Annotated in this window: 23 protein-coding genes; 5 read left to right on the plus strand and 18 right to left on the minus strand. The window is 59.3% G+C overall.

The features are described 5' to 3' along the window. Positions 1 to 4 precede the first annotated feature (4 nt). The 5 genes from FHT71_RS12185 to FHT71_RS12205 all read right to left on the minus strand — a co-directional run bounded on the left by FHT71_RS12185 (position 5) and on the right by FHT71_RS12205 (position 6,511). A complete protein-coding gene (locus tag FHT71_RS12185) occupies positions 5 to 1,648 on the minus strand; it encodes an ABC transporter substrate-binding protein (RefSeq protein ID WP_007798226.1) in 1,644 nt (547 codons plus the stop codon). A 44-nt stretch (positions 1,649 to 1,692) separates the two neighbouring features. Continuing rightward, positions 1,693 to 2,751: a dipeptidase gene (locus tag FHT71_RS12190; protein ID WP_132592418.1), complete on the minus strand. Its 1,059-nt coding sequence runs from the start codon at positions 2,749 to 2,751 to the stop codon at positions 1,693 to 1,695. Between the two features lie 157 nt (positions 2,752 to 2,908). Then, positions 2,909 to 3,934 carry an ABC transporter permease gene (locus FHT71_RS12195; protein WP_007798229.1) on the minus strand — a complete coding sequence of 342 codons (1,026 nt, stop codon included), beginning with the start codon at positions 3,932 to 3,934 and terminating at the stop codon, positions 2,909 to 2,911. 34 nt (positions 3,935 to 3,968) lie between these two features. After that, positions 3,969 to 5,510, minus strand: a complete 1,542-nt coding sequence (locus tag FHT71_RS12200) for a sugar ABC transporter ATP-binding protein (protein WP_007798231.1) — start codon at positions 5,508 to 5,510, stop codon at positions 3,969 to 3,971. Positions 5,511 to 5,581: 71 nt separating this feature from the next. Then, on the minus strand, positions 5,582 to 6,511 hold the full coding sequence (locus tag FHT71_RS12205; protein ID WP_183719769.1) for a sugar ABC transporter substrate-binding protein: 930 nt from the start codon (positions 6,509 to 6,511) through the stop codon (positions 5,582 to 5,584). A gap of 325 nt (positions 6,512 to 6,836) precedes the next feature. Between FHT71_RS12205 and FHT71_RS12210 the strand changes: the two genes are divergently transcribed. Further along, a complete protein-coding gene (locus FHT71_RS12210; protein WP_007798235.1) occupies positions 6,837 to 7,346 on the plus strand; it encodes a DUF1993 domain-containing protein in 510 nt (169 codons plus the stop codon). A gap of 6 nt (positions 7,347 to 7,352) precedes the next feature. Here the strand turns inward: FHT71_RS12210 and FHT71_RS12215 are convergent, their stop codons facing one another. Further along, on the minus strand, positions 7,353 to 8,873 hold the full coding sequence (locus FHT71_RS12215) for an alkaline phosphatase family protein (RefSeq protein ID WP_183719816.1): 1,521 nt from the start codon (positions 8,871 to 8,873) through the stop codon (positions 7,353 to 7,355). A gap of 8 nt (positions 8,874 to 8,881) precedes the next feature. Then, positions 8,882 to 9,865, minus strand: coding sequence for a UDP-glucose 4-epimerase GalE (gene galE / locus FHT71_RS12220; RefSeq protein ID WP_183719771.1), 984 nt, complete (start codon positions 9,863 to 9,865; stop codon positions 8,882 to 8,884). A gap of 342 nt (positions 9,866 to 10,207) precedes the next feature. Here galE and FHT71_RS12225 point away from each other — a divergent pair, with 342 nt between their 5' ends. Beyond that, positions 10,208 to 10,990, plus strand: a complete 783-nt coding sequence (locus FHT71_RS12225; RefSeq protein WP_132592422.1) for a class I SAM-dependent methyltransferase — start codon at positions 10,208 to 10,210, stop codon at positions 10,988 to 10,990. Positions 10,991 to 11,000: 10 nt separating this feature from the next. Here the strand turns inward: FHT71_RS12225 and FHT71_RS12230 are convergent, their stop codons facing one another. From FHT71_RS12230 to FHT71_RS12280, 11 genes are all read right to left on the minus strand, one after another. Next, a complete protein-coding gene (locus FHT71_RS12230; protein ID WP_007790918.1) occupies positions 11,001 to 11,705 on the minus strand; it encodes a response regulator transcription factor in 705 nt (234 codons plus the stop codon). Further along, a complete protein-coding gene (locus FHT71_RS12235; protein ID WP_132588702.1) occupies positions 11,702 to 14,410 on the minus strand; it encodes a sensor histidine kinase KdpD in 2,709 nt (902 codons plus the stop codon). The genes FHT71_RS12230 and FHT71_RS12235 overlap by 4 nt, the downstream gene beginning before the upstream one ends. Before the next feature lie 62 nt (positions 14,411 to 14,472). Then, entirely contained in the window at positions 14,473 to 15,042 is a 570-nt protein-coding gene (gene kdpC, locus FHT71_RS12240) for a potassium-transporting ATPase subunit KdpC (RefSeq protein ID WP_007790924.1), read from the minus strand. Positions 15,043 to 15,054: 12 nt separating this feature from the next. Beyond that, positions 15,055 to 17,142, minus strand: coding sequence for a potassium-transporting ATPase subunit KdpB (gene kdpB / locus FHT71_RS12245; RefSeq protein ID WP_132588701.1), 2,088 nt, complete (start codon positions 17,140 to 17,142; stop codon positions 15,055 to 15,057). A 41-nt stretch (positions 17,143 to 17,183) separates the two neighbouring features. After that, positions 17,184 to 17,339: a hypothetical protein gene (locus tag FHT71_RS12250; protein ID WP_007790930.1), complete on the minus strand. Its 156-nt coding sequence runs from the start codon at positions 17,337 to 17,339 to the stop codon at positions 17,184 to 17,186. Positions 17,340 to 17,347: 8 nt separating this feature from the next. Beyond that, positions 17,348 to 19,051 (minus strand): potassium-transporting ATPase subunit KdpA, encoded by a 1,704-nt coding sequence (gene kdpA / locus FHT71_RS12255; protein WP_132588700.1) that lies wholly within the window; start codon positions 19,049 to 19,051, stop codon positions 17,348 to 17,350. Positions 19,052 to 19,116: 65 nt separating this feature from the next. After that, positions 19,117 to 19,206: a K(+)-transporting ATPase subunit F gene (kdpF, locus tag FHT71_RS12260; protein WP_007790938.1), complete on the minus strand. Its 90-nt coding sequence runs from the start codon at positions 19,204 to 19,206 to the stop codon at positions 19,117 to 19,119. 436 nt (positions 19,207 to 19,642) lie between these two features. Then, positions 19,643 to 20,296, minus strand: a complete 654-nt coding sequence (locus tag FHT71_RS12265) for a CDP-alcohol phosphatidyltransferase family protein (RefSeq protein ID WP_007790939.1) — start codon at positions 20,294 to 20,296, stop codon at positions 19,643 to 19,645. Continuing rightward, complete coding sequence (locus FHT71_RS12270; protein WP_132588699.1) at positions 20,293 to 20,685, minus strand: hypothetical protein; 393 nt, start codon at positions 20,683 to 20,685, stop codon at positions 20,293 to 20,295. Before FHT71_RS12270 ends, FHT71_RS12265 begins: the two co-directional genes overlap by 4 nt. After that, positions 20,682 to 21,632, minus strand: coding sequence for a phosphatidate cytidylyltransferase (locus tag FHT71_RS12275; protein ID WP_132588698.1), 951 nt, complete (start codon positions 21,630 to 21,632; stop codon positions 20,682 to 20,684). Before FHT71_RS12275 ends, FHT71_RS12270 begins: the two co-directional genes overlap by 4 nt. Then, complete coding sequence (locus FHT71_RS12280) at positions 21,629 to 22,273, minus strand: lysophospholipid acyltransferase family protein (RefSeq protein ID WP_132588697.1); 645 nt, start codon at positions 22,271 to 22,273, stop codon at positions 21,629 to 21,631. Before FHT71_RS12280 ends, FHT71_RS12275 begins: the two co-directional genes overlap by 4 nt. Positions 22,274 to 22,498: 225 nt before the next feature. Here FHT71_RS12280 and FHT71_RS12285 point away from each other — a divergent pair, with 225 nt between their 5' ends. The 3 genes from FHT71_RS12285 (at position 22,499) to FHT71_RS12295 (ending at position 26,058) form a co-directional block, all read left to right on the plus strand. After that, the gene (locus FHT71_RS12285) at positions 22,499 to 22,813 is read left to right on the plus strand and encodes a DUF6074 family protein (protein WP_007790957.1); all 315 of its coding nucleotides are present in this window, start codon (positions 22,499 to 22,501) and stop codon (positions 22,811 to 22,813) included. 437 nt (positions 22,814 to 23,250) lie between these two features. Beyond that, on the plus strand, positions 23,251 to 24,414 hold the full coding sequence (locus FHT71_RS12290) for an isovaleryl-CoA dehydrogenase (protein ID WP_132588695.1): 1,164 nt from the start codon (positions 23,251 to 23,253) through the stop codon (positions 24,412 to 24,414). A 36-nt stretch (positions 24,415 to 24,450) separates the two neighbouring features. Continuing rightward, positions 24,451 to 26,058, plus strand: a complete 1,608-nt coding sequence (locus tag FHT71_RS12295; RefSeq protein ID WP_007790962.1) for a carboxyl transferase domain-containing protein — start codon at positions 24,451 to 24,453, stop codon at positions 26,056 to 26,058. The last annotated feature ends 7 nt before the right edge of the window (positions 26,059 to 26,065 follow it).

Raw genomic sequence — 26,065 nt, forward strand, 5'->3', positions numbered from 1 at the left:
CGGATTATTCCTTGCCGATCGGTCCGACATAGTTGGTGTCGAAGCTCGGGCCGAGTTTGAAGTCCTTCAGGCTCTTGCGAGCGCCTGCGACTTCGATCTGCTGGAAGATGATCACGAAGGGGCTGTTTGCCAGGAACTTCTTCTGAATGTCCTCATACATGGCAGCACGCTTGGCGCCGTCACGCTCCAGCAGGGCGGCCTTCGTTTCCTTGTCGAGTTCCGGCGCTTCCCACGTGTTGCGCCAGGCGAGCGTCTTGACAGTGCCAGCATCCGAATTATTCGGATTGCTGGTGAACGTATCGGCGTTCGAATTCGGGTCGAAATAATCCGAACCCCACTGACCGATATACATGTCGTGCGTGCGTGCGCGGTACTTCGTCAGTGTCTGCTTGCCGTCGCCGGGGATAATCTCCATCTTGATGCCGGCTTGAGCCAGCGACTGCTGCATGGACTCGGCAATACCCGTTATTGGCTGCGTATTGCGAACATCCATCGTCACCGAGAAGCCGTCTTTCAGCCCGGCCTTTTCCAAAAGTTCCTTGGCCTTGGCGACATCGAGCTTGTAGGGATTTTCATCGAGCGCACCGAGCTGGCCCTTTGGCAGGAAGGTCTGGTGGATTTCGCCGATGCCCTTGATCAGCGTCGAGCCGATCGCGTCATAGTCGACGAGATATTTGAAGGCCTCCTGGACTTCCGGCTTCTTCAGGTTCTCGTTCTTGGAGTTGAGGCTGACGTAGTAGACGGTGCCCTTTGGAGCATTGACGGTCGTCAGGTCGGCATTCTTGGAGACTGCATCCAGATCGCCGGGCTCCAGGTTGCGCGCGATGTCGATATCACCGGCTTCCAGCGCCAGGCGCTGCGCCGAACTTTCCTTCATAAAGCGATAGATGACGCGGTTGAGCTTCGCCTTGTCGCCATAGTAATTGTCGTTGCGTTCCATCACGACAACTTCGTTGGCACGCCACTCACGCAGCTTGAAGGCGCCGGAGCCGGCATAGCCCGTCTTCAGCCATTCGTTGCCGAAGTCGTTGTCGTACTTGTAATCGGCGCTCGGCGTCACGGACTTGACGTGATCGAGGACCAGCTTCTTGTCGACGACCGAAGCAACAGTTGCCGTCAGGCAGTTCAGTACGAAGCTTGGCGCATAGGGCTTATCGACGGTGAAGACGAAGGTGTTTTCATCCGTTGCCTTTGCCTTTTCGGTGACGTTGTCACCATTGATGCCGAACTGAGTGATGATGAAGGCCGGGCTCTTGTCGAGCTTGACAGCGCGCTCGAAGGACCAGGCAACATCTTCGGCGGTGATCGGATTGCCGGAGGCGAACTTCATGCCGGGTTTCAGCTTGAAGGTGTAGGTCAGACCATCGTCGGACACGGTCCAGCTGTCGGCGAGATCGCCCTTGACCTTCGACGTGTCACCCATGTCGAGACGGACGAGCAGGCTGTAGGTGTTGCTCGTGACTTCAGCCGTCGACAGTTCGAAAGCCTCGCCGGGGTCCATGGTGATGATGTCGTCGATGGCGAAGCCTTCGACCAGCGTGTCCTTCGGCGTTTCCGCGAAGGCTACCGGTGCAGCCGCCATCATGATCGACAGAGCGGCGCCTGCCGAAAGCAGGCGGAAAGTGCGGTTAAATTTGCTGACTATCATGGCTTTGTTCCCTTGTTTTTTCATTTCAATACAAAGTAGCTGGCCTAGGCGTCCTCTTCTCCCCACGCCGAGGCCAGAATTCTCAGCCAGTTTCCTCTGGCCAATTTTTCGAGATCTCCTGCACCATAGCCAGCGCGCTGGAGCGCGGCAATTAGCTTCTGGTTACCCGCCGCATCCCCTATTTCGTCGGGTATGGTCGCGCCGTCAAAGTCTGAGCCGAGCGCCACGCAGTCGATGCCGACACGCTCGACGAGATAGTCGATATGGCGCACCATGTCGCTCAACGGCGTATCGCCATCGGAGCGACCGTCGCTGCGCAGCATCGCGGTCGCATAATTCACGCCGACGAGACCCCGGGTTTCCCTGATGGCGTCGAGCTGTTTGTCGGTGAGGTTGCGAGCGACCGGCGTCAGTTCATGAACGTTGGAGTGGCTTGCCACCAGCGGCTGATCTGTTGTCTTCGCGATATCCCAGAAGCCCTTTTCGGTGATATGCGCAAGATCAATCAGGATGCCGAGCCTGTTGCATTCGCGCACGAGGGCAAACCCCGCATCAGTCAGCCCCGGAGCCGTGTCCGGTGACATCGGGAAGGCGAAGGGCACGCCGTGGCCAAAGATATTGTGGCGGCTCCAAACCGGTCCCAGCGATCGCAAGCCAGCGGCATAGAATACCTCCAGCACCGCCAGGTCGGGGCCGATGGCTTCGCAACCTTCCATATGCATCACTGCCGCGAAAACGCCATCGGCCATCGCTTGGCGAATGTCCTTTAGCGTGCGGCAAAGCCGCCACGCGCCCGCTTTGTCCAGGCGAAGGGCGATCGCGGCCATTTCCGTGGCGATTCTGAGGGAGGGCAGCGGTTCGAGCGGGGCGGCGAGCGGGGTGACGTAGTGGCCGTTCTTGTCGGGATCCGCAAAAACGAGATCGCCTGAGGGCACGTAAATTGCGCAAAGGCCGCCGGCCAGCCCGCCAGCCTTGGCACGCGGAGCATCGATGTGGCCTAGATCTGTTCCGTTTGCAAATTCGGCGACTGGATCGCCACCGTCCCGTTCATGTGTCCAAAGCCGGAGGAGGACGTCGTTATGGCCGTCAAATACGAATTGCATCTGCGTTCCTGTGTGCCCGGGCGGGCGATATGAAGAGCGCAGAATAGAAAAGCTGGTGGAATACGCTACCCTTTTTTTCAGAAATTTTGCTGTTCCGCATCAACGGGTAGCGGAAACGGAAAACGGGAGCCGAGGCTCCCGTTCCGAGGTGCTTTCGTCAGTGCTTGGCGCGTTTCTTCTGCCGGTAGACGTCGATGACGACAGCGGCAACGATGATCAGCCCCTTGACGATTTCCTGGTAGTAGGCGTCGACCCTGAGGAAGGTGAAGCCCGAGGTCATCACACCCAGAATGATCGTGCCGATGACCGTGCCAGTAATGCGACCGACACCACCGGTCAGAGAGGTGCCGCCGATAACGGTCGCGGCAATCGCGTCGAGTTCGTACATGACACCCATGCCGGCCTGCGCGGTCTGGGCGCGCGCCGCCGTGACGACGCCGGCAAGACCTGCCAGGAGGCCGGCAATCGCGTAAACCTTGATCAGGTGGGCTTCGATGTTAATGCCAGAAACACGCGCAGCCTGAACGTTGGCACCGATCGCATAGGTGAACTTGCCGTAGCGGGTATAGCGCAGCGCAATGTGGAAGATCAGCGCGACGACGAGAAAGACGACGACGGGCCAAATGCCGGTACCGATGAAATTGAACTGATCGGTGAGCCCCGAAACCGGCTGGCCCTTGGTGTACCACTTCGAAATGCCGCGTGCCGAGACCATCATACCAAGCGTGGCGATGAACGGCGGGATCTTAGTCCTTGCGATCAGCTGCCCGTTTATGAAGCCGGCCGCGAGGCCGATGAGAAGACCGACACCAATCGGGATGAAGAACGGCAGATCGGTCAACGAAGGATAGAGTGCTCTTGGCCAGGTGGACGCCTGTGCGAAGCTCGCCGCGATCATCGCCGTCATGCCGACGACGGAACCGGAAGAGAGGTCAATGCCGCCGGTGATAATGACTTGCGTCACGCCAACCGCGATGATGCCGATGACGGCGACCTGCAGGATCATGATCGTCAGGCGCTGGGAATTGAACAGGAAGCTTTGGCCGACAAAAATCCAGCCGAGCACTTCGTAGATGAGCGCAATACCGATCAGGACGAGGAAAATGTTGAGTTCCGGCGGGACTCGCCGCCGCCGGGCGCGCGTTGCAAGTGGGGCTGCCGCCTCAGCTGCGTTGGTGTTCATGTTAGCCTCCCTTCGGGTTGCTGGAGGCCACGCATCACTGCGCGGCAAGCTCCATCACCTTGATCTGCGTTGCTTCGTCACGATTGAGAAATCCGGTTACACGTCCTTCATGCATCACCATGATGCGGTCGCTCATGCCCAGTACCTCCGGCATTTCCGACGAGATCATGATCACTGCCACTCCATTTCTCGCCATCTCCGTCACCAGGCGATGGATTTCAGCCTTGGCGCCGACATCGATGCCACGCGTTGGCTCGTCGAGAATGAGAATCTTCGGATTTGTTAGTAGCCAGCGACCGATCAGGACTTTCTGTTGGTTGCCGCCGGAAAGGTTTTCCACGCGCTCGTCAAGATTGGGCGTCTTTACGCGGAGCTTCTTGGCCATGTCTTCGCAGGTCGCCTCGATCGCGCTTTCCTGCACAAAGCCCCCCTTGACGAACCTGTCCTGGAGAACCGCGATCTGCATGTTTTCGAGAACGTTGAGGATCAGCAGACAGCCTGTATCTTTGCGATCTTCGGTCAGGAACGCCATATGGTTCCGGATCGCGACGGTCGGCGAGGAGATGTCCGTCTTATTGCCGAACAGCTCGATCGTGCCTGATGTCGCCGGCGTTACGCCGAACAATGCTTCTGCGACATTCGATCTGCCCGATCCCACAAGCCCGGCAACGCCGAGGATCTCGCCGGATCGGACATCGAAAGATACGTCATGGAAGACATTGTTCAGCGAGAGGTTCTTCACCGAGAGAACGACGTCGCCGATCGGCACCTCCTCTTTCGGGAACATCTGGGTGATTTCGCGACCGACCATCATGCGAATGATGTCGTCTCGGGTGACGTCCGTCGAGGCATGGGTGCCGATGTAGCGTCCGTCGCGAAACACCGAGAACTCGTCGGCAATCTCGAACAGCTCGTTCATCTTGTGCGTGATGTAGACGATGCCGATGCCCTGCGCCCTGAGGTCGCGAATGATCCGGAAGAGATGCTCGACCTCGCGCTCGGTCAGCGCCGATGTCGGCTCGTCCATGATGAGGACGTCGGAATTGTAGGAGACCGCCTTGGCGATTTCGACCATCTGCCGGTTGGCAACCGAAAGGTCACGGACCTGGATTTCCGGGTCGATGTCGATGTTCAGCCGGCGAAACAGCTCGTCCGTCTGGCGAAACATTGCCGCATGATCGACAAAGCCGAACTTGTTCTTCGGCTCGCGACGGATCCAGATGTTCTCGGCGACGGTCATAAAAGGCATCAGGTTCAGCTCCTGATGAATCATCGCGATGCCGTTTTCGAGGGCATCCAGCGGTGATTTGAGCTGAATCTCCACACCCTTCAGGCGCACCTCGCCTTTGTCGGGGATGTAGATGCCGGCCAGGATTTTCATCAGCGTCGACTTGCCGGCGCCATTTTCGCCCATCAAAGCGTGCACGGTGCCGCGCTTCAGCTGGAACTGGACGTCATCGAGGGCGACGACGCCTGGAAACTCCTTGCGCACGCCCTCGGCGCTCAGCAGGTATTCCGCATTCGGAACAGCGCCGCTCTGACGCACTGCAGCCATTGTAGACGGGCTGACAACCATCTCATCTCCTCCCGGACACGGATTGAAGCAAGGGATGCGGAACTAGGTCCCGCATCCCGTTTTTCCGAACGTTAGTTCTTCGCGACGAAGTTCTTGACGTTTTCAGGCGTGACGAGCTGGAAAGGAATGTAAACCTTCTTCTCCACCTTTTCGCCCTTCGCGAGCTTCAGGGCCGCATCGAGCGCGCCCTTGCCCTGCCCGGCCGCATCCTGGAAGACCGTCACGTCGAGGTCGCCTGCCTGCATCGCGGCAAGTGCGTCCTGGGTAGCGTCAACGCCGCCGATCACGATCTTGCCGAGATCTTTGCCGGCTGCCTTGAGTGCCTGAATGGCGCCAATCGCCATTTCGTCGTTGTTCGAAATGACCGCGTCGAACTCGAGGCCGCTGGAAAGCCAGTTGGTCAAGAGGTCGGAGCCTTGCGTACGCGACCAATTGGCGGTCTGCTCCTCAATGATCTGGATGCCTTTGCATTCGTCGGTCGCAACGACATCGTGAACGTCCTTGGTGCGCATGCGCGCGGCCTGGTTGGAAAGCTCGCCCATCATTACGACGGCTTTGCCCTTGCCGCCGAGGAGGCGGCAAACTTCCTTGGTTTCCAGCGTGCCGGATTCCTGCTCGTTCGAAGCAACGAAGGCTTGCTTGTCCGGAAGGCTGTCGACGTTGACCGGCTCGCGGTTGACGTAAACAAGTGGAATGCCGGCGGCGGCGGCAAGCTTCGACATGGCGGCCGTCGCGTCGGTGTCGACTGGGTTGACGACGATTGCGTCAACCTTGGATGCGATAAAGTTCTGGATCTGGCTCTGCTGCTTGGCGACATCGTTCTGCGCGTCTTCAACCTGAAGCGTTACGCCGTTCAACGTCTTGGCATAATCCTGCATGCCGTTGCGCAGAACGGTCAGGAAGTTATCGTCGAACAATGCCATCGAGACACCGACAGTTTCAGCGTGAGCGGCCGTCGACAAGACGAGCGCCATGGCAGTGCCCATGATAAATTTCTTCATTTTCTTTCCTCCACAAAGCGGTGTCCGGCTGCACCCTCCTCACGCCGGAGCCCTGGGCCATGCCCAAAAGCCAGTATTTTGGTCCCTGTGGGCCATCTCCCGCTGGCCGTCCGCTAAGAAACGGAATAAACGAACCGTAAAATCTGCATCTCGGAATATTCATTCCATTTTCTATTAAGGGCGTCAAGTCTATTTCATTGATGAGGTCGTGGCCGCTTTGCAGAAATTTCGCGAAGGCGCTCGGGTAGGCGCTGAAACGCGCGATTCCGCGGACTATATAGATGCGTTGACGGCCGCAGTTTCGCTGCCTTCCAGGGAGAAATTAATGCCCATCTCGATGTACCGACTAACAGTTCCCGTTTTTCAGCGCGGCCTTGAAACGCTGAAGACTTATCTCGACAAAGCCGAGGCCTTCGCAAAGGAAAAGGGTATCGATAGTGCGGATCTCGTCGCCGCACGGCTATCTTCAGACATGCTACCGTTCTCGGGTCAGTTTCAGCGCGCGACCGACAGCGCCAAATTGGCGATTGCACGGCTGACCGGTATCGATGCGCCGAAATTCGAGGACAATGAAGCGACGATCGCCGAGTTGCGCGAGCGTGTGGCCAAGACGGAAGCCTACCTGGGGACCGTCGCGCCGGCTGCGCTCGACGGCACGGAAACGCGGGAAATCACCCTTTCACCAGGCGGCAACAAGATCACGTTTCGAGGCGATGAGTATGTCATGACCTTCGCGCTGCCGAACTTCTTCTTCCACCTCGCGACGGCACACGCGATCCTGCGCAACCAGGGCGTTCCAGTCGGCAAGATGGATTATCTCGGACGCCTCGCCTGATGTAGATCAGGGCCGGCGCCTGACCGGCCCTTTCTCCGTAAGTTCGGTAAAGGCAAGTGTTTGATCCAGATGGCGGGCACGCATCGAGAGCAGCTTCTCGGCATAGGAAAGCCGGGTCGACAGATAGGCTGGGTCCGACGCGAGGTTGTTCAATTCCTGCGGATCGGCCTGCAGATCGAACAGGAGCGGTGGAAGCGCCGTGAAATGCACGTATTTAAAGCGTTCATCTCTGACCACGGCAAGGTTGCATTCGTTTGATTCCAAGCCGAAATGAGCTTCGGGCTCGCGCGTGGCGACGTCGCGGAAGTCAAACTCCCAGAAGGCTGCATCGCGCCAATTTCTCGCCTCCCCCTGTTCCATGAAGGGCAGCAGGGACTGACCATCCAGGCTATTTTCAGGTTCGATATTCAGGCGATCGCAAAGTGTCGGGAAGATATCTGCCGCAGACGTGAACCGGTCGACCACCCTGCCCCGCGTGACAGCTTGCGGGTCGCGGATGACAAGCGGGATATGATAGCTGCCATCGAAGAAGCCACCTTTGCCGAACGTCCAGTGATCGCCTGCCATCTCGGCGTGATCAGAGGTGACGATGATTAGGGTGTTGTCCCATGTCCCGTGATCTTTCAATGCGTCCCAAATCCGCCCGAGCTGCGCGTCGACCTCCGCGATCATGCCATAATAAATGGCCCGGATCGCCGCGAACTCGCTGGCCTGCCAGTCGGTTACCTTTCCGGTCGCGCCGTAAATGAAGCTGCCCTTTCCTACCCTCGGCATGGCAAAGGACAGGTAAGGGTGTGATCTCTGCTCCGTTTCGTGGTTTTCCGCCCGGGCGAATTGCGGACCGTCCTCCGGGCCGAACAGATCGTTATACGGAGACGGCGCCGAAAACGGCGGATGGGGACGCAGGAATGAAATATGTGCGAACCAGGGCGAATCCTGCTCCCCCAGCCAGCGGATGAACTCTCCTGCGAGAAATGCAGTTTGCGTCTCGTTCTTCGAATAGGCTGTTGCGGCGTTCGAGATTTCGCCGCGGTCCGCGCCGATGGGAATGTGGATGTCGCGGTCAAAGGCTTCAGTGTGTCCACGCTCGCGCAACCAGGAGAGCCATTGTTTTTCATGCTCAGGAAGCAGTTGCCGGGCCGTAAAGCCGGGCAACAACCCTTCATAGGTCGTCAAATGCGGATCGTTCGCGTCCATGCCACGCGGGTCGGGCGCGGTATCGGTATAGCCGAAGAGTGTCGGATCATAGCCCGCCCGCCGTGCCGCCATCGCCAGATTGTCAAATCGGGCATCGAGGGGTGAGCCGTTCCGGCAGACCCGGTGGTTCATCTGGTAGAGGCCGGTGTAGAGCGTGGCGCGTGCTGGTGAACAAGGTGCAGCGCCGGCGTAGTGGCGGGTAAACAATGTGCCTTCTGCCGCCAGCGCATCCACATTCGGTGTTTTGACGCAGGCATGGACGGTCGCCGACAGGCAATCACCGCGCCACTGGTCCGCGGTGATCAAGAGAATGTTCGGTCTACCGGTCATGATGCATTTCAGTGCTGGTTTGATTTCGCGTGCCAGTTCCACGCCGAGCGGATGATTTGAGACAAATCATATTGTGGTGTCCAGCCGAGAACCTCCCGCGCCTTGTCATTGTTGGCAACCAGCGTGTGCGAGTCGCCCTCGCGGCGACCGACATACTCTACAGGAAACGGCCGCTCGGACACGCGCTCGATGGCGCCGAGCAACTCCTTCACCGTTGTTCCCGTGCCGGTGCCGAGATTGAGCGCGATCGACTCCCCACCCCGCAGCAGATGCTCCACGGCACGGACATGCGCATCGGCAAGGTCGAGCACGTGGATGTAGTCGCGGACGCAGGTGCCGTCGCGTGTCTCGTAGTCAGTACCGAATACCTTGAAGCCTTCACGGCGGCCCAGAGCGGCGTCAATCGCGAGCGGTATCGCGTGGGTTTCAGGCTGGTGCCACTCGCCGATCCGGCCTTCGAAATCGGCGCCTGCTGCGTTGAAGTAGCGAAGTACGACAGATCGAAAGCCCGTGTACTTGTCGTAGTCGGCAAGCGCCTGCTCGACGATGTACTTCGTACGGCCATAGGGATTGATTGGCACCTGGCGGTGCGTCTCGTCGAGCGGCACGCTCTGCGGCAAACCGTAGGTCGCGCAGGTGGACGAAAAAACGAATGCCTTGACGCCGGCAGCCTGCGCGGCAGCCAACAGCGTCAACGTGCCGATGACGTTGTTTTTATAAAAGGCAACCGGATCCTTGACCGATTCGCCGACCTCGATGAGGGCGGCAAAGTGCAGGATGGCAGCTGGTTTGTGCTTGGCCAGAACCTCGTCGAGCCGGGCCCGATCCCGGATATCCCCTTCCTCAGCGGGTCCCCACTTTACGAATTCGCGATGACCGTTGGAGAAATTGTCGAAAACGACTGGTTGGAAACCCTTGTTCGCAAGATCGAGACACGTGTGCGAGCCGATATAACCAGCGCCGCCCACGACCAGAATCGTTTCACCTGCCATGCACCACCTTCAATTCTCGTTTCGGATGGAGAAGACATAGAGCAGGTCGATGGCGAGAAAAAGAACGAAACGATGGTGCAACGGACGTCGCCCTCCTTTTATCGACGACGGCTTAGCAAATTGATCGTGCGAAGCTTTTTGGTCGGAGTGACTGTTCAATAATGCTCGTCAAGAAGCATATTTGACTATAATATCGGCATTAGTTTCCAATCACGCATGCAACTTAGCGTACCAATGGATAAAGTTTATGTGTCATTTTGAATAGAATTGACTTTCCGTTCGCCGTTTCTGCGAAGAATTGTTTGCGTTGGCATATCTGTGGTGAATCTGAAAGCGCAATCAATGAATTCATCGATCAGAAAGTTTATATTCCATGATCTTCAGGCGATCGAAGGATATATTGATCCGCCTGATGCGCTGGTCTTTCTTGCGGTTTTGCGGTCCCAGCAATCGGCATCCTTGCAAGGTGGCTTAGCCGAGATTGGTGTCTACTACGGCCGATCCTATTTCTTGCTTCGGAAAATCTGCGGAGAGACGGAGAAGATCGTGGCCGTCGATCCCTTCGATATCGTGAACCCCGATCATGGCGCGACGCAGTATGAACGTTTCCTGGCTGGCGGCCGTCAACTTGGCCTTTCCGTGGATGCAGAATGCGTCATCAAGAGCGACAGCACGCTGATCAGGCCCGGGGACATTATCGAGAGGGCTGGCATGGTCCGCTTCTTCAGCATCGACGGTGGCCACATGCTGCATCACGTCGAGGCCGATAGTCATCTTGCCGCCGCGTCGCTTGCCGAGCACGGGATCATCGTTTTCGACGACACCTTCAATCCGGCCTGGCCGGAGGTCACTGCCGGCGTCACTGACTTCCTACGCGCCGAGGCCGGTCGCTTTTCCGTTTTCTGCCTGACGAAATACAAGACCTATGTGTGCCGCCAGACATTCCACGAATTTTATTCGCACACGGTCAAGACTTCACCCGAGCTCAAGGCATTCGATCACCTTGAGACCGAGTTCCTCGGCTCGACGGCAATCCGGCTACACAATCCGATGCGGCGTCGCATCGCTTACGAAGTGATGGTTGGGCTCGGCATGCGTGCGTTGTCTGAGCGTGCCTATCGATGAACTAGCTAGGTTAGACCTGCGGTGGATCCGCTTCTTTCAGTCTGTATCCGACACCGGTTTCCGTCGTGATGTATTGCGGCTGGTCCGGGCTCTGTTCGATCTTCTGGCGCAGCTGGCGAACGTAGACGCGCAAATATTGCACGTCGGCAGCCGGTCCCCAGATCTGCTTCAGCAGGAACTGGTGGGTCAGGACCTTCCCGGCGTGCTGAGCAAGGACCCGCAGAATATCGTATTCCTTGGGAGAGAGCTTGATCTCCCTGCCATCGATCTTGACGATGCGCTTGACGAGGTCGATGGACAGGCCTCCGGCCTGAAAGATCGCCCGCTCGCCCTGTTGTTGCAATCGATGGCGCAGGGCGACACGCAGCCGGGCGCCGAGTTCGTTCATGCCAAACGGCTTTGTCAGGTAGTCATCGGCCCCAGCCTCGAGAGCGTTGACGATACCCGTTTCGTCTGTGCGGCTGGAGAGGATCACGATCGGCAAGGTGAGGCCGGCGTCTCTCCACTCCCTCAACAGTTCGTGACCTGATTTGTCCGGCAGGCCGAGGTCGAGCACGATCAGATCAGGTGGTTCGTCCTTCGCCGATTGTAGGGCCGCAGCGCCGTTCGGCGCCTCGTGCACTTCATAGCCTTGCGCGGTGAGACCGACGCGAAGCAGCTTGCGTATCGGAGGCTCGTCGTCGACGACGAGAATTCTAACGGCTGAACCGGTCATTTGAGCTCATCCAATTTCGGAATTTCATTTGGTCGTGGAAGACGGATGGTGAAGACGGCACCGGAACGATCGGAGCGATTTCCGGCAGTGATCGTTCCACCCATCGCCTCGACAAAACCGCGACAGATGGAGAGCCCGAGGCCCGTCCCCGCGCGAACCTGGTCGCCTTTGCGCACGCGATAGAATGTATCGAAGACGCGATCCACGTCAGCTGGCGGAATGCCCGGTCCCTCGTCCGAAACCTGAATCATGACATTATATTCGTCCGTCCACCCATCGATAAGGATCGATGACCCTTGCGGCGCATATTTGGCAGCATTATCGAGCAGATTGAAAAGCACCTGTTCGAACAACACAGGATCGACACGGACCATCGGCAGGTCCGCCGGAATCGTCATGACGGCCTTGTGGTGCGTGAGAATTTTCTCGGCACGGCGCAGCGCGCTTCCCGCAATGTCGCCGGCATAGTGCAGCGCATAGTTCGGCTCCATCGCCCCGGACTCGATTTTCGTCATGTCCAGCAGGTTGGCAATAAAGCGGTTGAGCCGTTCGGACTCGTCGACAACGGTCGATAGAAGATCCACACGATCTTCCTGCGGCATGGAATCGAGGTAGTCACGCAGCGTACCTGCAGCGCCAAGGATAGCCGCGAGCGGCGTTTTCAGGTCGTGCGAGATCGAGGTCAGCAAGGCAGAGCGCAAACGGTCCGCCTCAGCAGCAAGTCTTGCGCGATCAACATCCGCCACGAGTTGAATGCGCTCGATCGCAAGGGCCGCCTGGTCCGCCAATGCGTCGAGAAGACGTTGCTGTTCCGGTGTCAGGAGAGGGCCGTCGCGCCGGTCATTGTCGAGGCCGATCACGCCAACGGCGGCGCGTCCGGTTCGCAGCGGCACATAGAGGCGCTTGGCGCCCGGCAATGTATCGGCGCCGCGGCCGGCTGCGTGATTGTGCTCCCACGCCCAGCGCGCAGCAGCAATATCGGCCTCGTCGAGCGTATCATCCGGCGGATAGCCGGCTTTGACGGCGATGCTGCCTTCTTCGGGCAGCAGGAGAACGACGCGCACTTTAAGCATCGACGCCAGTTGGAATGCGGTGGCCCAGAGAACGTCATCGAGCGTGCCGGTGCCGGCGAGTTTCTTGGAGAAGAGGTAGAGGTCTTCCGTCGTCCTGGCGCGCTGGCGGGCCGCCGCTGCCTGGCGTTGGACCGTTGCGGTCAGGTTGCTCGCGATGACGGCGACGCCCAGGAAGAAGAACAGTGCAAGCACGCTCTCCGGATCGCTGATCGTCAGCGTATAGCGTGGTGGCAGGAAGAAGAAATTGAAGGACAGTGCGCTGATGATGCAGGTGTAGAGCGCTGGACGAAGCCCGTGAATCACCGCTGAAGTCAGCACTGCCATCAGGAATACGAGGGCGAGGTTGCGGACATCAAGAACCTGATCAAGTACCACACCAGCGATGAGCGCGATTGCCACATAGGCTGTGGCGGAGAGATACGCCTGGATGTTAAAGACGGGCGAGGAGGGGGCGACTTTGACGCCGCGCGTGGATGCTCCTTCCTTCTCACTACCGGAAATCACGTGGACGCTGATATTGCCCGATGTTCTGATTAGATCGTCGGCTATGGAACGGTGAAGCCAGTCCCGCCATGTCGGCTTGCTGGGGGCGCCGATGACGATGTGCGTGACATTGTTGGCCGCGGCGTGACGGACAAGCTCCTCCGAGACTTCCCGGCCGGGAATCGTGATTGCTTCACCACCGAGCTGTTCAGCGAGGCGGAGTGTGGCCGCAATTGTGTCGCGGTCAGATTCCGTCAGGCTGATGGATCGGTTGGTCTCTACATACACCGCCGCCCATGGCGCGCGTAGTCGAGCGGCCATTCGTGACGCATAGCGTACCAGCGAGGCTGAGCGCGGGTGCTGATCGACAGATACAAGAACCCTTTCACCAGCGGCCCAGGGACCAGCGATGGCATGCGCTTGCATGTGAGTCAAAAGCTGGTCGTCAACGCGCTGCGCGGTTTTGCGTAATGCGAGTTCGCGCAGCGCCGTCAGATTGCCGGGGGTGAAATAGTTGGTCAGAGCCCGTTCGGCAGTTTTTGGAACATAGACTTTTCCGTCGTGCAACCGCTTGATCAGATCATCTGGCGTTAGATCGATAATCTCGACGTCATCGGCCATGTCGATGATCGAATCCGGGACCGTCTCTCGCACGCGGATGCGGGTGATCTGCGAGACAACGTCGTTCAGGCTTTCTACATGTTGAATGTTCAGCGTAGAGTAGACGTCGATGCCGCGCTCGAGCAGTTCCTTTACATCGAGGTAGCGTTTCGGATGGCGGCTACCCTCGGCGTTCGTATGAGCAAGTTCGTCAACGAGAACGAGGCTTGGTTGGCGTGCGAGGATAGCGTCGATATCCATTTCCTCGAGGGGGCGGCCCTTGTAATCGATCTTGACGCGGGGGATGACTTCGAAGCCGTCGACCAGAGCCTGTGTTTCCTTGCGTCCATGGGTCTCGACGATGCCGATCACCACATCGACGCCATCGGACATCTTGGTACGGCCCGACTCCAGCATCTCGTAGGTCTTGCCTACTCCTGGCGCGGCACCGAGGAAGATTTTCAGACGGCCGCGGGTCTCCTGACGCGCCTTCTCAAGCAGCGCATCGGGCGAGGGCCTGCCAACCTTGTCGCGGTTGTCTTCCGGCATGCGGGTCATCTTTCCCTGATGAGCAAGCCCCGGTCGCACGCAGGCACCCGGGGCTTCCAACCTTACTCAGACATAGAAGCATCAAGGGACTGGTTCAATGCCAGAACATTGACGGTGGGTTCGCCGAGAATGCCGAGCTCTGGGCTATTGACAGCGGCATCGACAATCGCCTTCAGTTTGGCTTCGTCGACCCCACGCGCCTTTGCGACCCGCGGAATCTGGAAGTAAGCGGCCTCAGGCGAGATGTGCGGATCGAGGCCGCTGCCGGAGGCCGTTACAAGATCGATCGGGACCTCAGCATTTGGATTGGTGGCCTTTGCTGCTTCATAGTCAGTCTTCACGCGATCAAGCAGCTTCTGGCTCGTCGGGCCAAGGTTCGAGCCGGACGACGCGGCGGCGTTGTATCCATCGCCCGCTGCCGAAGGACGACCGTGGAAGTATTTGTCACTCGTGAACGCTTGGCCGATGAGTGTCGAGCCGATCACCGTGCCGTCCTTCTCGATCAAGCTGCCATTTGCTTGGGTCGGAAAAAGCGCTTGCGCGGCGCCTGTCATGGCGAGCGGGTAGAGCAGACCGGTGATCGCGGTGGTGGCGACGATCATGACGATTGCGGGACGAAGTTCTTTCAACATGATGTCAACTCCTTAGGCGAGACCGATGGCCGTAATGACCATGTCGATTGCCTTGATGCCGATGAACGGGACGATGATGCCGCCGACGCCGTAAATGAGTAGGTTGCGGGAGAGCAGCGCGCCGGCGCCGATCGCGCGGTATTTCACACCCTTGAGCGACAACGGGATCAGCGCGACGATGATCAGCGCGTTGAAGATGATGGCGGACAGGATGGCGCTCTGCGGGGTCGCCAGGCCCATGATGTTCAGCACACCGAGCTGCGGATAGAAGGCCAGGAACATTGCCGGGATAATGGCAAAGTACTTGGCAATGTCATTGGCGATCGAGAAGGTTGTCAGCGCGCCGCGGGTCATCAGCAACTGCTTGCCGATCTCGACGATTTCGATGAGCTTCGTCGGGTCGCTGTCAAGGTCGACCATGTTGCCGGCCTCGCGGGCGGCAACCGTGCCGGTGTTCATGGCGACGCCGACATCAGCCTGGGCGAGGGCGGGGGCGTCGTTCGTGCCATCGCCGCACATCGCAACCAGCTTGCCCTTGGCCTGCTCCTCACGAATGAGGGACAGCTTGTTCTCCGGCGTTGCCTGCGCGAGAAAGTCATCGACGCCGGCCTCAGCGGCGATGGCTGCGGCGGTCATCGGGTTATCGCCTGTAATCATCACCGTGCGGATGCCCATCCGGCGCAGTTCAGCGAAACGCTCGCGAATGCCGCCTTTGACGATGTCCTTAAGCTGGACGATGCCGAGAAGGCGTCCATCGCGGGCAACGGCCAGCGGTGTACCGCCTGCCTTGGCGATCTCATCGGCGATCGCCTGCAGTTCCCGCACGACCTCGGTGATGCTGCGAATGGCAACGACCGCATTGCCTGAAACCTGTGCCGGTGCGGCGCCGACGTAGGCAAGCACGGCATCGACAGCGCCCTTGCGGATCGACGAGCCTTCAACATCCACACCGCTCATGCGGGTCTGAGCGGTAAATGGCACGAACGTGGCCTTCAGGCTCGCCATATCGCGGCCGCGGATGCCATACTTTTCCTTGGCGAGCACGACGATCGAGCGGCCTTCCGGCGTTTCGTCGGCCAGCGAAGCAAGCTGTGCCGCGTCTGCGAGGTCCTGTTCGGTGACGCCGCGGACCGGGCGGAACGTCGTCGCCTGACGGTTGCCGAGCGTGATCGTTCCCGTCTTGTCAAGGAGCAACGTATCGACGTCACCAGCTGCTTCAACTGCGCGGCCAGACATGGCAAGTACGTTGAAGCGCACGAGACGGTCCATGCCCGCAATGCCGATCGCCGAGAGAAGCGCTCCGATGGTGGTCGGGATCAGTGTCACGAAAAGAGCGACAAGGATGATAATTGGAATAGAGCCGCCGGCATAGCTTGCAAAGCTCGGGATCGTGGCGGTTGCCAGAACGAAAATCAGCGTCATGCCTGCGAGCAGGATGTTGAGCGCGATTTCGTTGGGAGTCTTCTGGCGCTCCGCGCCTTCGACGAGCGAAATCATGCGGTCGAGGAAGGTGTGTCCCGCAGCAGCGCTGATGCGGACGCGTATCCAATCGGACAGGACCTGCGTGCCACCGGTAACGGCTGAACGGTCGCCGCCGGACTCGCGGATAACCGGAGCGGATTCGCCGGTGATCGCGGCTTCGTTGACCGAGGCTACGCCCTCAACCACCTCGCCGTCGGAGGGAATGATGTCGCCAGCCTCGACGAGGACGAGATCGCCGACCTTCAGGCTCGTGCCCGGAACGAGACGGTAGCCGGTGCCGTTATTGGCCGTCAGCAGTTTTGCCTGAGTCTCGGTGCGGGCCTTGCGCAGCGAATCCGCCTGTGCCTTGCCTCGCCCTTCGGCGACTGCTTCGGCGAAGTTGGCGAAGAGCACGGTGAACCAGAGCCAGAGGTTGATCTGGAAGGAGAAGCCGAGACTTTCGCCGCCGGTGACGAGATCGCGGATGAAAAGGAGGGTGGTCAGCGTCGAGACCGTGGCCACGACAAACATGACCGGGTTTCTTGCAAGTGCCCGAGGGTTGAGCTTTTTAAAAGCGGCGCCCACGGCCGGAATGAGAATGCGAGAATCCATGATGCTCGCTGATTTTGCCTGGCTCATAAGAGACTCCAGCTTGAAAGAGTAAGGCGACCGTTGTGCGATCAGCCGTGTAGAATCCGAAGGACCGCGACGATGACGAGGAGACCGGCGAGCATCACGAGGATGATGTCGGAGGCGCGGGTCATCCGCTGGCTGTCACGTCCCGGCGAACCGGGACGTGCGTTGAAGGATTTGCGAAGCCTGTGACGAAGGATCATGCTTCACCTCAGAAGGTCTGGCCGGCGATCATGACCAAGTGCTCGATGACCGGGCCAAGCGCCAGCGCCGGGAAGAAAGTCAGGCCGCCGACGATCAGGATCGTGCCCGTGAGCAGGCCCACGAAGAGCAGGCCATCCGTCGGGAAGGTGCCGGCGGAGGCCGGAACGGTCTTCTTGGCAACGAGCGATCCCGCGATCGCGAGTGCCGGAACGATGACCAGGAAGCGGCCCATCAGCATGCCGATACCGAGCGTGATGTTGTACCAGGGCGTGTTGCCGGTCAGGCCGCCGAAGGCGGAGCCGTTGTTCGCGGCAGCCGAGGTGTAAGCATACAGGATCTCGGAGAAGCCATGTGGGCCGCTAGTGCCGATCGAGGCAACAGCGGACGGCAGGACGCTGGCGATCGCCGTGAAAACGAGCATCGCAAGCGGCAAGCAAAGAATGGCAAGCACTGCCATCTTCATCTCCTTGGCTTCGATCTTCTTACCAAGATATTCCGGCGTGCGTCCGACCATCAGCCCAGCGACGAAGATCGCGATGATGACGAAGAGCAGGATGCCATAGAAGCCCGCGCCCACGCCGCCGACGATGACTTCGCCAAGCTGCATGTTGATGAGCGGGATCAGGCCGCCGAGCGCCGTGAAGCTGCCGTGCATCGCGTTGACTGCGCCGCAGGACGCAGCGGTTGTTATGACGGCAAAGAGCGATGACATGGCGACGCCGAAGCGGACTTCCTTGCCTTCCATGTTGCCGCCCTGCAGACCAAAGGCATGCATCAGAGGGTTGCCCGCGGCTTCAGCCCAGTAAGTGACTGTCACACCGGCGATGAACAGGATTCCCATGGTGGCGAGGATTGCCCAACCCTGCCGCTGGTTGCCGACCATGCGGCCGAAGACGTTGGTGAAGGCGGCGCCGATTGCGAAGATCGAGACCATCTGGATCATGTTCGAGATGTTGTCGGGGTTCTCGAACGGATGCGCCGAGTTGACGTTAAAGAAGCCGCCGCCGTTGGTGCCGAGCATCTTGATGGCAAGTTGCGAGGCGACAGGGCCGAGGGCGATCGTCTGCTTGGCGCCCTCGAGGGTCGTTGCGTCGACATAGGGGCCCAAGGTCTGTGGAACGCCAAGATAGACATAGACCAGCGTCAACACGATGCAGATCGGCAGGAGGATGTAGAGCGTGCTACGCACCATATCGACCCAGAAGTTGCCGATCGCCTTACCCGACGCACGCGAGAACGCGCGTATGAGCCCGATAGCAATCGCCATGCCGGTTGCGGCAGAAACAAAGTTCTGCACAGTCAGCCCGGCCATCTGCGTAAGATAGGACATCGTGCTTTCGCCGCCGTAGTTCTGCCAGTTGGTATTGCTGACGAAACTCGTAGCAGTGTTGAAGGAAAGCTCGGGCCCGACGGCAGCCATGCCTGCCGGGTTATAGGGCAGGATGGCCTGCAGGCGCATCAGAGCATAGAGAACGATGACGCCGAGGAGGTTGAACATCAGCATCGCAAATGCATACGAAGTCCAGTGTTGGTCTTCGCGTTCGCTGGTGCCGGCAAGCGCGTAGAGCCCTCGTTCGATCGGAACGAGGACTGGTGAGAGAAGCGTGCGCTCGCCACTGAAGACGCGTGTCATGTAGCCGCCGAGCGGTTTGACGAGCACGATGATGATCCCGCAGTAAAGCAGGATCTGAAGCCATCCGTTGAGGGTCATGGGAGGTAACTTTCAATACCCGATTGGTTCTGCCTGGCGCGTAGTTCCCGCAAGGGATGCGACGGTCAAAAACGCTCGGGGCGAATGAGAGCGTAGGTGAGGTAGACCGTGAGGAACACGGTGACGCCACCGCTCAGAATATAGTCGAGGGTCATGGCGCTTCCTCCGGTCAAAGCCGGTCGCAGGCTTTGGTGTAGGCAAAGCATAGGGCGAAAAATACGATTGCTGTGGCGAGTAGAACTATGTCCATCATTGATCTTGACTCCTGTTGTTCTTCTGGAGTCAGACAAGACAAAGGGCGCCGTCCACCGGATGGCACCTTTCATGCTTTCTGGCGTGGAGATGATCCTTGGATCTCTCGGACGTTAATATGCGACCGAAGCGCATAAGCGTTCGAGATTGGCGGCAGGCCGCGGATATAAAAATCTTATAAATGCGGAGAAAAGAAAAATGCCTCGCCGAAGCGAGGCTAGTCCAAGGCCGCTTCGGGGAAAAGAAGAAGCGGCGCGATCGTTCTATTGCTGCTCTGTTCGGCTGCAAAGCGCACTTTCGGGCATTTTGGTACGGCTGGCAAGGATTGAGCGAAGCGCGTCAATTGTCGGCGTGGCCGGCCTTCAGGTTTCGAACGACATTTCTGCCACGTCGCAGGGCCGTGAATGCGGCACCGATGGCGATCAGCCAGAGAGCCACGAGCAGGACCTGGTTGTGCCCGTTCCAGAGCGGCTCGAGGATTGAGAGAACGGCTGCGGCGGTGATCGTCGCCATGCGGTGTTGCTTTGCCATCGGGCCTGAGAAGTCGCTCGGCGTTCCCGTTGCTCGTCCGAGCTCGCGAACATAGGCTGTCAACACGGCAAAGGATGCCGCTGCCCAACCGAGCCCAGGCGATCCGATGCCAAACCCCACACCGGCCAGGATGAGGATGTCGGCGACGCGGTCGGGGAACTCGTTCCAGAACGGTCCGTCGGCTGCGCCCTTGCCGCCTTCGACGGCAACCATGCCATCGAAGAGATTGCACAGCAGTCGTAATTGGCAGAGGGCGGCCGCGAGGACGAGCAGAAGAGCCCGGCCCCATCCGATCTCAGAACCGGCAAAGCAAAAGGAGCCGCCCGCCAGCGCCGCGGCGACCATGCTTACCTGGGAGATCTGGTTCGGCGTAATCGATCTCGCCGCCAGCCATTGCGCAATGCGCCTTGCCCATTGCGTGTCCCTGCTTGCCAACGGCCGGCGATCGCCCGTTTCCGTCATGCCTCGATCCTCTTTTGATAGAGAAAGTAATTGTAGACCGCCGCGTAGCTCGTCGAGACGGCCAGTGGTACTGCTATGGTCTTCAGGATTTCCGGCGTACCGCTTAATGCGTGGATCGAGATCAGCACGGTAGTAGAGCCAAGGCTGGCGATCAACGGTGGCGCCCATAGACCGGCGCGGCCTTCGAACTGCTTCGAGAGTCGTTCGATCACCGTCTTGAGAAAGAAGGTGAGGCAGGCCGAGAGTCCGCCTTGCACAACGCCGGCCAGCAGGGCTCGCTGCAGCGGGTGATTGCTGTTGGCGAGGACCGCCCAGCCTCCCATGGCGACAAACGCGAAAAGCACGTGCATCACACTGCTCTGGGCGAGCCGGCGTAGCGGCGCCATCATGTGGCTGACCACCAATAGCGGACAATGTGGAAGAAGATCGGTGCGGAAAAGACGACGGAATCGAGCCGGTCGATTAGTCCGCCATGGCCTTCGATAAGGTGGCCCCAGTCCTTGACGCCGCGGTCGCGTTTGATCGCCGACATGACGAGACCGCCGAAGAAGCCCATCATCGTGATGACGAAGGCCATGACCCCGGCCTGAAACGGTGTGAAGGGCGTGATCCACCACAGGGCGGCGCCGATCAGTGTCGCACTGGCCACGCCCCCGACAAATCCTTCCACCGTCTTCGATGGAGACAGGCTTGGCGCGATCTTGGTGCGACCGAACAGCTTGCCCCAGACATATTGCAGGACATCGCTAAGCTGCACGATGATCACCAGGAAGGCGATCAGGAGAACGTTGCGGCCCTCGTAGCCTGGAATCGTCAACGTCAACAATGCCGGAACGTGTGAGGCACAGAATACACAGATCATCAGCGCCCATTGCACCTCGGCGATGCGTATCAGGAAACGCTCGGTGTCGCCGCGCAATACGGAGATGATCGGCATTAGGAGGAACGCGTAGACCGGGATGAAGATCGAGAAGATGCCGTATTGCCTCTCCCACAGCAGCCAATACTGGAGCGGGAGCACGACGAAGAAGGCAGCCGCGAGTGCCCAGTGATCAGCGCGTTTGGTGTCGGTCAGGGTAATGAATTCACGCAATGCCGCGAAAGAGCAGAAACCAAAAAGGAGGAGCACGCCGATCCGTCCGGCGAGAAAGGCGAGGCCGATCAGGATCACCATGATCCACCATGCCTTGATCCGCGCGTTCAGGTTCTCGATTGCGGCATTCGACCGACCGGTGGGCAGGCGTTGCTGCAGCAGGTAGCCAATGGCCGAGGAAACGACGAGGAGCGTGAAGATACCAAGAACAAGCGTCCACAGGTCGGAGTTTGCTGCATTCATTCGTTACCGCCCGGGTGCTTTGGTGAAAGATCAATTAGCGCGGTGCGCGCCCTGTCGAGGAAGTTTTCCTTGCTCTCGCCGGCTTCGATTCGCATAGCGTTGCCGAAGGTCACGGTGCAGATAAGGGGGATCGGAACAATCTCGCCCTTTGGCATGACCCGATTGAGATTGTTGATCCAGACCGGCACGAGCTGAAGGTCCGGCCGACTCGAAGCGAGATGGAAAAGCCCGCTCTTGAATGGCAGCAACTGAGCATCGGTCTGGTTGCGAGTGCCTTCGGGGAAGAGAATAAGAGACGATCCGGAATCGACCACCTCGGCCATGACTTCAATCGGGTCGCGGGCCCGCTTCTCGCGATCCCGCTCGATAAGCACTGCGTCGAAGACATCGCGGCCGATGAAACGGTTGATCGATGACTTCAGCCAATATTCCGCGCCGGCAACGGGGCGCGTCCGGCGCCTCAGACGGGGCGGCAGGACGGCCCAGACCAGAATGAAATCGCCGTGGCTGGAATGATTGGCGAAATAGACACACTGCCCCTCGGGAATGCCGTCATTTGGCCAGATGGCGCGCACGGCAGTAATTGCACGCGCAAACACCACGATGGCCGCCGCGACAGGCTTCGCGATCACACTTCTCACCGATTTCAGCCCCCTCGCTGCACCGACAAAGCAGCTTGCAGAAGCCTAGCGGCATTTTTGCCGGTTCGGAAGTCCTGCTTGTGGCGGAAGGCAGCGCTCAAAATACCCGCTCCGAACCCGCTGGTGAGAGTCGCGATAGATCGAGCTGGCACGTTTGCCTGATGGGGAGAGGAAAGCGTTAACCATGGTCAGCTAGGAATGAGTCGAACGCAACGGAATGAGTCGATGCCAGTACAGTCAAACAAAACTCTGCAAGCAATGACGACAAGCGAGATCGTGCTTTTCCCGGTCGCCTCGCGCGCCGGTGACATTGATCGGTGCGCGGCCGAACTGGACCGCCGCCACGGTGAGGACGCGGTGCGCTTCTGGAAGACAGAGTGCCGCCGGTTGGCAGACGAGTTGGCGTCGCTTGGCTGCTCCGAAGACGAGGTGCGCGCCCAGGTCATGACATTTCAAGCCGAGGTACAGGCCGAGCTGGTTCGCCGCCATCAAGTGCGGGCAATCGCCGAAAGCCGCAGCGGTCGCGCCATCAAGCGTTAATCTCATAGCAATCGGTGCTGGCCGCCAGTTAGGCTGCCGATCTTGTCGGATAGCCCTGAGCGGTTGAACGCGTCGTCCCGGCGACGAATTCTTTCCATATTTTGCGCAAGACGAACCGTCTTGGTTCAGAAATTCCGCGCGCCCAATGCTAGCATCCTTTTGTTCATCCCGTGCGTATTCAGGTCGTTGCCTATTTCGGGAGGAAGGGCAGATGCGGGCGGAAGATCTATCGAATACTCGCCGGAGCAAACTGGGCGGTCAGAAACCGGCCGACCGGAAATGCTTGCCATTTTCACATTCTTCAACGAAATTTATCGAGCCGACCGGCGGTGGAGGAGCTGCCGACAAGATACGCGCGTGAAAACAATGACGGGAGAATAACGACACACGCATACCGGACGCTGCGGTAAGCGCGCGCCGGACTTGGGAGGGAAGGCATGTATTCCGGTGGTTTGAGATTTGGTCTGGCGGACGAGATCGAGGCGCTCCGCGACAGCGTTCGACGTTTCGCGACGGAGCGCATCGCACCGCTCGCTGCCGAGACCGACAGCAGCAACAGTTTTCCAACGCCGCTCTGGCGCGAGATGGGTGACATGGGGCTGCTCGGGATCACAGCTGAAGAGGCCTACGGCGGCGCCGGATTAGGTTATCTGGCCCATTGCATCGCGATGGAAGAGATCAGCCGCGCTTCGGCCTCCGTTGGACTCAGCTACGGCGCTCATTCCAATTTGTGCGTCAATCAGATCAGCCGGAATGGAACCGCTGATCAGAAGTCGCGGTACCTGCCCAACCTGATTTCCGGTGAACATGTCGGCGCCCTTGCCATGTCCGAGCCGGGCGCCGGATCCGACGTCGTTTCGATGAAGCTTCGGGCGGAGAAGCAGGGTAACAGTTACGTTCTCAACGGCAACAAGATGTGGATCACCAACGGTCCGGACGCCGATGTGCTGGTGGTCTACGCAAAGACCGACCCGGAAGCGGGACCGCGCGGCATCACGGCCTTCCTCGTCGAGAAGGCCTTCAAGGGCTTCTCGACCGGGCCCAAGCTCGACAAGCTTGGCATGCGTGGTTCCAATACCTGCGAACTGATCTTTGAGAATTGTGGGGTGCCGGAGGCAAATGTGCTCGGCACCGTCGGTGGTGGCGCGCGCGTTCTGATGTCGGGACTGGACTATGAGCGCGTCGTCCTTTCCGCTGGGCCGATCGGCATCATGGCGGCCTGCATGGATGTCGTCGTGCCCTATCTTCACGAGAGAAGGCAGTTTGGTCAGGCGATTGGCGAATTCCAGCTGATGCAGGGCAAGCTCGCCGACATGTATGTGACCATGAACACGGCGCGCGCCTATGTTTATGCGGTGGCGGCCGCCTGCGATCGCGGCGAGACGACACGCAAGGATGCCGCCGGCTGTATTCTTTATGCTGCCGAAAAAGCGACGCTTCTGGCCCTCGAGACAATCCAGGCGCTCGGGGGCAATGGCTACACGAACGATTATCCTGCGGCCCGGCTGCTGCGCGACGCAAAGCTCTACGAGATCGGTGCCGGCACTTCCGAAATAAGGCGCATGTTGATCGGCCGCGAGCTTTTCGCGGAGACGGCTTGACAAGAGAATTTATCCGATAACCTATCCTGGTGACGAATGACGATTTTGAAGTCGCAGATTTCGCCGAATTCGGAGAGCTTCAGGACGAATCGCGCGGCGATGACCGAAGCGATCCGTGTCATCGAAGAAGCGGCTTTGAGTGCCGCAAACGGCGGCGGAGCTGCAGCCCGTGAGCGTCACGTCGCTCGCGGCAAGATGCTGCCGCGGGATCGGATCGCCGGACTGCTCGATCCGGCGACACCGTTTCTCGAGATTGGATTGACCGCGGCTCACGGCATGTATGGCAACGAGGCGCCCGGCGCTGGCCTGATAACCGGCATCGGTCGCGTTTCGGGCCGCGATTGCATGATTGTCTGCAACGATGCGACGGTGAAAGGCGGCACTTACTATCCGATGACGGTGAAGAAGCATCTGCGCGCGCAGGAGATCGCCGTACAGAACAATCTGCCCTGCATCTACCTCGTGGATTCGGGCGGTGCGAATCTGCCGAACCAGGACGAGGTGTTTCCGGATCGAGATCATTTCGGTCGGATTTTCTACAATCAGGCGAACATGTCTGCGGCGGGCATTCCGCAGATTGCGGTGGTCATGGGCTCGTGCACGGCGGGCGGTGCCTATGTGCCGGCCATGTCCGATGAGGCGATCATCGTTGAGGGGCAAGGCACCATCTTCCTTGCCGGCCCTCCGCTGGTGAAGGCTGCGACCGGCGAAGTCGTCTCGGCAGAGGACCTCGGCGGCGGCGACGTGCATACAAGGCTCTCCGGCGTTGCAGACCATCTCGCTCGTGACGATGCACAAGCGCTGGCATTGGCTCGACGCGCTGTCGCCAACCTCAATCGGTCCAACTCGGGTGGCGTCGAGCGTCAGCCGGTCGAAGCGCCGCTCTTCGATCCGGCGGAAATCGCCGGTATTGTCCCTGCCGACCTGCGCGTCCCTTACGATGTGCGCGAGGTGATTGCGCGTCTCGTCGATGGTTCCCGTTTTGACGAGTTCAAAGCACGCTATGGAACGACGTTGATTTGCGGCTTTTCTCACATCCATGGCATCCCCGTGGGCGTGGTTGCGAACAACGGCGTGCTGTTTTCCGAGTCGGCGCTGAAGGGTGCTCATTTCGTCGAGCTTTGCTCGCAACGCCGGATACCGCTCGTCTTCCTCCAGAACATCACAGGCTTCATGGTCGGCCGCAAATACGAGACAGAAGGCATCGCCAAGAATGGTGCCAAGCTCGTGACCGCGGTCGCAACGACTGCTGTGCCGAAAGTGACGATGCTGGTTGGAGGTTCCTTCGGTGCCGGTAACTACGGCATGGCGGGTCGCGCCTTCTCGCCGCGCTTTCTCTGGACATGGCCGAACAGCCGCATCTCGGTCATGGGCGGAGAGCAGGCGGCCGGTGTCCTTGCGACCGTCCGGGGAGAGGCGCTTTCCCGTGGCGGCACCCCTTGGACGCCGGAGGAGGAGGCTAGTTTCAAGCAGCCGGTGCTCGATCTCTTCGAACGACAGAGCCATCCGCTCTATGCGTCGGCGCGCCTTTGGGATGACGGGGTGATCGATCCGGCCAAGAGCCGAGATGTGCTCGGTCTCTCGCTGTCTGCGGCGCTGAATGCACCGATTGAAGACACGCGCTTCGGCCTGTTCCGGATGTGAGGTAGCG

Origin of the sequence: Rhizobium sp. BK060 (genome assembly GCF_014193145.1) — a bacterium.
In the GTDB taxonomy this organism is placed as follows: Bacteria; Pseudomonadota; Alphaproteobacteria; order Rhizobiales; family Rhizobiaceae; genus Rhizobium.

Excerpts from the sequence above, each read along its gene's own strand:
- FHT71_RS12250 (WP_007790930.1), bottom strand. The coding sequence starts at position 17,339 with ATGATCCTTCGTCACAGGCTTCGCAAATCCTTCAACGCACGTCCCGGT.
- kdpA (WP_132588700.1), bottom strand. The coding sequence starts at position 19,051 with ATGACCCTCAACGGATGGCTTCAGATCCTGCTTTACTGCGGGATCATC.
- kdpB (WP_132588701.1), bottom strand. The coding sequence starts at position 17,142 with ATGAGCCAGGCAAAATCAGCGAGCATCATGGATTCTCGCATTCTCATT.
- kdpC (WP_007790924.1), bottom strand. The coding sequence starts at position 15,042 with ATGTTGAAAGAACTTCGTCCCGCAATCGTCATGATCGTCGCCACCACC.
- FHT71_RS12235 (WP_132588702.1), bottom strand. The coding sequence starts at position 14,410 with ATGCCGGAAGACAACCGCGACAAGGTTGGCAGGCCCTCGCCCGATGCG.
- FHT71_RS12265 (WP_007790939.1), bottom strand. The coding sequence starts at position 20,296 with ATGACGGAAACGGGCGATCGCCGGCCGTTGGCAAGCAGGGACACGCAA.
- FHT71_RS12210 (WP_007798235.1), top strand. The coding sequence starts at position 6,837 with ATGCCCATCTCGATGTACCGACTAACAGTTCCCGTTTTTCAGCGCGGC.
- FHT71_RS12225 (WP_132592422.1), top strand. The coding sequence starts at position 10,208 with ATGAATTCATCGATCAGAAAGTTTATATTCCATGATCTTCAGGCGATC.
- FHT71_RS12230 (WP_007790918.1), bottom strand. The coding sequence starts at position 11,705 with ATGACCGGTTCAGCCGTTAGAATTCTCGTCGTCGACGACGAGCCTCCG.
- FHT71_RS12215 (WP_183719816.1), bottom strand. The coding sequence starts at position 8,873 with ATGACCGGTAGACCGAACATTCTCTTGATCACCGCGGACCAGTGGCGC.
- FHT71_RS12205 (WP_183719769.1), bottom strand. The coding sequence starts at position 6,511 with ATGAAGAAATTTATCATGGGCACTGCCATGGCGCTCGTCTTGTCGACG.
- FHT71_RS12195 (WP_007798229.1), bottom strand. The coding sequence starts at position 3,934 with ATGAACACCAACGCAGCTGAGGCGGCAGCCCCACTTGCAACGCGCGCC.
- FHT71_RS12275 (WP_132588698.1), bottom strand. The coding sequence starts at position 21,632 with ATGAATGCAGCAAACTCCGACCTGTGGACGCTTGTTCTTGGTATCTTC.
- kdpF (WP_007790938.1), bottom strand. The coding sequence starts at position 19,206 with ATGACCCTCGACTATATTCTGAGCGGTGGCGTCACCGTGTTCCTCACG.
- FHT71_RS12295 (WP_007790962.1), top strand. The coding sequence starts at position 24,451 with ATGACGATTTTGAAGTCGCAGATTTCGCCGAATTCGGAGAGCTTCAGG.
- FHT71_RS12185 (WP_007798226.1), bottom strand. The coding sequence starts at position 1,648 with ATGATAGTCAGCAAATTTAACCGCACTTTCCGCCTGCTTTCGGCAGGC.
- FHT71_RS12285 (WP_007790957.1), top strand. The coding sequence starts at position 22,499 with ATGCCAGTACAGTCAAACAAAACTCTGCAAGCAATGACGACAAGCGAG.
- FHT71_RS12290 (WP_132588695.1), top strand. The coding sequence starts at position 23,251 with ATGTATTCCGGTGGTTTGAGATTTGGTCTGGCGGACGAGATCGAGGCG.
- FHT71_RS12270 (WP_132588699.1), bottom strand. The coding sequence starts at position 20,685 with ATGATGGCGCCGCTACGCCGGCTCGCCCAGAGCAGTGTGATGCACGTG.
- galE (WP_183719771.1), bottom strand. The coding sequence starts at position 9,865 with ATGGCAGGTGAAACGATTCTGGTCGTGGGCGGCGCTGGTTATATCGGC.
- FHT71_RS12200 (WP_007798231.1), bottom strand. The coding sequence starts at position 5,510 with ATGGTTGTCAGCCCGTCTACAATGGCTGCAGTGCGTCAGAGCGGCGCT.
- FHT71_RS12190 (WP_132592418.1), bottom strand. The coding sequence starts at position 2,751 with ATGCAATTCGTATTTGACGGCCATAACGACGTCCTCCTCCGGCTTTGG.